This window comes from Pseudomonadota bacterium, from assembly GCA_018823135.1.
In the GTDB taxonomy this organism is placed as follows: domain Bacteria; phylum Desulfobacterota; class Desulfobulbia; order Desulfobulbales; family CALZHT01; genus JAHJJF01.
This window is the reverse complement of the sequence record JAHJJF010000077.1, coordinates 1-4,312: the sequence shown is the minus strand read 5'-3', so window position 1 is coordinate 4,312 and position 4,312 is coordinate 1. Positions and strand designations below refer to the sequence as shown.

Annotated in this window: 7 protein-coding genes; 3 read left to right on the top strand and 4 right to left on the bottom strand. The window is 41.3% G+C overall.

All coding sequences use genetic code 11. From position 1 onward, the window contains the following. Window positions 1–485: 485 nt before the first annotated feature. Entirely contained in the window at window positions 486–776 is a 291-nt protein-coding gene (locus tag KKE17_08090; protein ID MBU1709947.1) for a type II toxin-antitoxin system RelE/ParE family toxin, read from the bottom strand. Then, window positions 773–1,036, bottom strand: coding sequence for a type II toxin-antitoxin system ParD family antitoxin (locus KKE17_08085; GenBank protein MBU1709946.1), 264 nt, complete (start codon window positions 1,034–1,036; stop codon window positions 773–775). Before KKE17_08085 ends, KKE17_08090 begins: the two co-directional genes overlap by 4 nt. A 147-nt stretch (window positions 1,037–1,183) precedes the next feature. Between KKE17_08085 and KKE17_08080 the strand changes: the two genes are divergently transcribed. Both KKE17_08080 and KKE17_08075 read left to right on the top strand, forming a co-directional pair. Then, the gene (locus tag KKE17_08080; GenBank protein MBU1709945.1) at window positions 1,184–1,465 is read left to right on the top strand and encodes a type II toxin-antitoxin system Phd/YefM family antitoxin; all 282 of its coding nucleotides are present in this window, start codon (window positions 1,184–1,186) and stop codon (window positions 1,463–1,465) included. 116 nt (window positions 1,466–1,581) lie between these two features. Then, entirely contained in the window at window positions 1,582–1,899 is a 318-nt protein-coding gene (locus KKE17_08075) for a type II toxin-antitoxin system RelE/ParE family toxin (GenBank protein MBU1709944.1), read from the top strand. A 255-nt stretch (window positions 1,900–2,154) separates the two neighbouring features. Here the strand turns inward: KKE17_08075 and KKE17_08070 are convergent, their stop codons facing one another. Further along, window positions 2,155–2,457 (bottom strand): hypothetical protein, encoded by a 303-nt coding sequence (locus KKE17_08070; protein ID MBU1709943.1) that lies wholly within the window; start codon window positions 2,455–2,457, stop codon window positions 2,155–2,157. Between the two features lie 964 nt (window positions 2,458–3,421). Next, a complete protein-coding gene (locus KKE17_08065; GenBank protein MBU1709942.1) occupies window positions 3,422–3,586 on the bottom strand; it encodes a hypothetical protein in 165 nt (54 codons plus the stop codon). Between the two features lie 346 nt (window positions 3,587–3,932). Here KKE17_08065 and KKE17_08060 point away from each other — a divergent pair, with 346 nt between their 5' ends. Then, window positions 3,933–4,190 (top strand): antitoxin, encoded by a 258-nt coding sequence (locus tag KKE17_08060; GenBank protein MBU1709941.1) that lies wholly within the window; start codon window positions 3,933–3,935, stop codon window positions 4,188–4,190. Window positions 4,191–4,312: the final 122 nt, after the last annotated feature.

Here is a 4,312-nt window from a genome sequence, read left to right as displayed (position 1 = left end):
ATTAAGATGAGAGCGCATTTTGATTGTATCGAGTTTCTGGATCAGTTCTTGTTGTCGTCGGATGTGGCGGCTGAGGGCAGACATGGCGGAATCTCCTTGTAAGTTGTTGAATATACAAGGAAAAATCGCGAACACCCCTCCAGGGGTTTGTCAAGAAAAAAATGCGCCGCTTTAAAATGAATTATAGCCGTAAAAACAGAGTGTTATTGAATCTTGTGCCTCATTCTTAATGTCCAAAGTTTGCGAAGCCACTAACAACAAACCTTTATTTTATTGGGGTTGTAAACACTTCGGGAATTGCTGCTGCAATACCGCCCTGCTCACCCCAGAATGAAAATATTTCGCCTTTCAATACCTCGGACGATCACATGTTGCAGTAATCCTGGAATATCTATTCTGGCTTTTCTTGGCATACGCAGATTTTGCAAAAATCCAGGCTTAAATCAATAAATCAACAACGTCCCCTTCCTCCAACATACATAATGTTAAAATTGCTCAATATCGCGATAACCGCTCATAACTCTGACAATTTCAATTACTTCATTCTTGATTCGATAATAAACGATATACCTTTTTACAGGGAGACTTCTCAGTCCAGGTAATAGTTCGCCCCTTTCACGGCCTATCTTTGGAGTTGAGCAAATCAAAAGGCATTGTTGCTGGATATGGTCGATAAATTTATCTGCACTTTGCGGTGAATCATTGGCGACATAAAGCCATAATTCCATTAAATCTTCTATGGCCTGATCAGAAATAAACAGGGTAAGTTCTTTCATAAGCCGGATCTTTGCCGCCCCTGCTCTTTGATTGTTCTTATCAATGAATCATCAAAAACTTGCGATTTTCCGGCATCCAACTGTCTACAACCAATCAATAATTCAGTTCTAAGTTCATCAAGCATTGCCTGCTTCTGAAGATCTCGTTGTAAAAGTAGTCTCAACCCCTCCCGAATCACCTCACTAGATGATTTATACATTCCTGATTTAACTTTATTTAAAACCCATTCATCCAACTCAGATGTTAAAGAAATATTCATTATGCACCTCCTTATTTCAATATCAGTAAAACAACCAAAATTGTCAATCTTTATCATGAGAGAAAATGAAGACCAAGAGACCACCAAAGAATCGCTCATTGACATGTAGTCTTAATGTGGTACCATATTAAGACAGGAGGTGGCTCAATGAATATATCATCCGATATCAAACCAGTATCTTTTCTTAAATCCCACGCGGCAGATATACTTAAACAAATTAACGACACGCGTCGTCCCATTGTTATCACGCAGAATGGGGAACCAAGGGGCGTACTTCAGGACCCTGAAAGCTACGACAATATGCGTAAAGCTATTGGCCTTCTTAAGCTTATTTCCCAAGGTGAGGAAGACATTAAACAAGGGAATACTAAAACCCAGGATCGAGTTTTTAAAGACATTGAAAAAATGTTGGCAATAAAAGAGAAATGAGCATGCCATTGAAGCTCCCCGCGGCAAGCCACGGGGAATCTCCGTATGGAAGGATTCTTTCATCAGATTCGCTCACTAACCCCGCAGCAAGCTGCGGGGAATGCGTTTCGCTTTGCATGTTCAAAGTTCACTGGGCGAGAATTGCAGAAGAAGATCTAACAAATATAATCTTGTATATTGCCGAAGATAGTCCAACAAATGCCAGAGTAATATTCAACAAAATAAAAGCAAAAGCATCAAGCCTTACACAGTTTCCTGAAAGGGGTCGCATTGTACCAGAGCTTCAAGAGCAAGGTTTGTTTTTGTACAGAGAACTCATTGTGGTTCCGTGGAGAATAATTTTCAGGATTTCAGAAAAAAAAGTTTACATCTTGTCCGTAATAGATTCACGCCAGAACGTTGAAGACATTCTTCTAAAAAGATTAACAAAATAAAAACTGTTAACAATTGAAGATCCCCGCGGCAAGCCACGGGGAATCTCCGTATGTAGGGATGTTATCATTTAATTCGCTCACTAACCCCGCAGCAGGTAAGGGAGCCTGCGACACTCCGAGCTGCGGGGAATGCGTTTCGCTTTGCATGTTCAATCATAAAATCATGATACCAAACTGTACTTGATACGTAAAACGTACAAAATAGATCTTAAAATTATAAGCATATATTAATTCCAGCGACAGAGCAGCTTTAAGTCAATAAATCAACAACGTCCCCTTTCCCTCACCAGGACAAAAATAAAAGAAAACATACCACCCAAGCAACAGTGCCGGAATATTTTGGGCCCAGGAAATTTTACCGATCATGAGCGGATAGATCCGGGGCCGACTTACGCTCATATCCCGATCAAAGGCCAGCCAGTCGCCGAAATTCCAGCAGGTAACAATCCCGGCCACCACTGCAAATACCCCAATATTTCGCCAGGCCAACAAAGCTAGGTGAGTGAAGGCGACAAAGAGGACGATCCGGAAAACATCAATCCTCTTGGCTTTCCACAACAGGATAAAACTCAGACAGGCTAAACTAAAAAGAATGACTTCAGAAAACAACGGGATGTCAAAAAAACCATAGACTTTGATGCAATCAAAAAAAGGCAGGAATCCTCCCACCTGATAAAAATAAAAGTCTCCCTACGTAGAAAATCTGCTGTAGAGAATCAAAGGGAATATCGCCCCTTTCTCCAGGTATGGGCTGCAGAAACTTGCCCCAATTACCGCCAGTGTTAACCAACAGAGGGTCTGTAAGCTGAATTGCGAAGATTTCCTGATTCCTGGCAACAATTTTTCAGTTGCCAAACTAATCAAGAAAGCTGTGTAAACAACCAGTCCGAGAACAAACAACCCATGACAATTGACCCAAATCACCTGAATGATCAGCAAAACCCAGATAGCCCTTAGTTTCTCTGGGATTCGGAACTTAAGTACATACAGGTGGCCAACAAGATAAAGGAAAGAAGTTCTGGACGCAGGTGCCCCCGACTGTCCAAACAAAGGGTAACCATGAATAAGACCGAAACTTTGAGCCAGACCGGTAACTGGCGTCCCGTAGCTATCCAGCAAACCAACACCCCGGCTGCAAGCAGAACGGCCTTTGCCAGGACCAGCAGATTTATCCCACCGCAATTATAAAGGAAGATGACCAGGACTTGAAATAGTCAATGCAGATCGATCCATGGTTCATTTACCGAACCGTAGGTGAACTGTGTGATCCACAAAAGAAAGTGCGCCCTTTTCCAGAATCAATTGATCGGCTCTAAGGTGCCACCAGATATCCCAGTCCCAAATCGGGTGCATCCAAGCCCAAAGGCCACTGCCACCAGGAGCAGCATTGGCAAATAGTGGTCTTGCAGAGAGGAAATGGTCTTATTCATTGCATGCTTACAGGGCAAAAGAAAAGCAAAAGAAAGCAACGTTGCTTAAGTAACGTTCCATTTTTCAACCCTTTTATATTATCTAACAATGTTCATTTTTTCGGGAAATAAATAACTTCAGGAATACCATCAAAATCTGCATCGGCGGTTATAATGGGACACCTATGGAAAATACCCTTTGCATAGATAAATAGAATCAGCCATGGAAAGACCATGCCGCATAGAAAGATCAGCTGCCAGTAACGATAAATTTTCATCAACCGGTATCTTCAAGAAGTGATGAAAATCTGCCAACAAAAACCTTTCGATCGTCATCATCAAGAAAGACATTACGTCTTTCAATCCCCCGAACCATCACATGTTGCAGTAATCCTGGAATATCTATTCTGGATTTTCTTGGCATATGCAGATATTAACAAGGGCTAATCCTCAAGTCACTAAATCAACAACGTCCCCTAGCCCTTGCACCCCGATGTCCTGGCACAAAAAAGTGTCTTCGATGTGGTGGCACTCAACAGATAAATATTTGCTTTATTTTCCGACAATAATTACAATTGAACCATAAACACAATATTGTGGTTCAGGTTCAAAAGGAGGACGCCTATGAAATCAATAACTATTCATGGACTCGAAGACCCTCTCGACTCGATAATTCGACAAAGGGCTAAAAGTAATAAAACGAGTTTAAACAAAACCATAAAGCAACTTCTTGCAGAGGCTCTTGGTCTTAAACCAGAATTGAACGAAAATCACAGAGAGGATTTTCTTGATCTTTTTGGAGTATGGTCAAAAGCCGATATGATTGAATTCACCAACAATATTAAGGATTTTGAAAGAATTGATCCGGAAGATTGGGCATGAAGAAAATTATTCTTGATACCAATGCCTACAGTTCTTTCCTGACCGGCGATAAAAAAGTGCTTGATGAGCTTGCCAAAGCCAGGATCACCTATATGTCAATTTTCGTCCTCGCTGAACTTTAT

Bases quoted from the DNA above. Each gene is read 5' to 3' on its own strand.
- KKE17_08065 (MBU1709942.1), bottom strand. From the start codon at position 3,586: ATGAAAATTTATCGTTACTGGCAGCTGATCTTTCTATGCGGCATGGTC.
- KKE17_08085 (MBU1709946.1), bottom strand. From the start codon at position 1,036: ATGAATATTTCTTTAACATCTGAGTTGGATGAATGGGTTTTAAATAAA.
- KKE17_08060 (MBU1709941.1), top strand. From the start codon at position 3,933: ATGAAATCAATAACTATTCATGGACTCGAAGACCCTCTCGACTCGATA.
- KKE17_08080 (MBU1709945.1), top strand. From the start codon at position 1,184: ATGAATATATCATCCGATATCAAACCAGTATCTTTTCTTAAATCCCAC.
- KKE17_08075 (MBU1709944.1), top strand. From the start codon at position 1,582: ATGTTCAAAGTTCACTGGGCGAGAATTGCAGAAGAAGATCTAACAAAT.
- KKE17_08090 (MBU1709947.1), bottom strand. From the start codon at position 776: ATGAAAGAACTTACCCTGTTTATTTCTGATCAGGCCATAGAAGATTTA.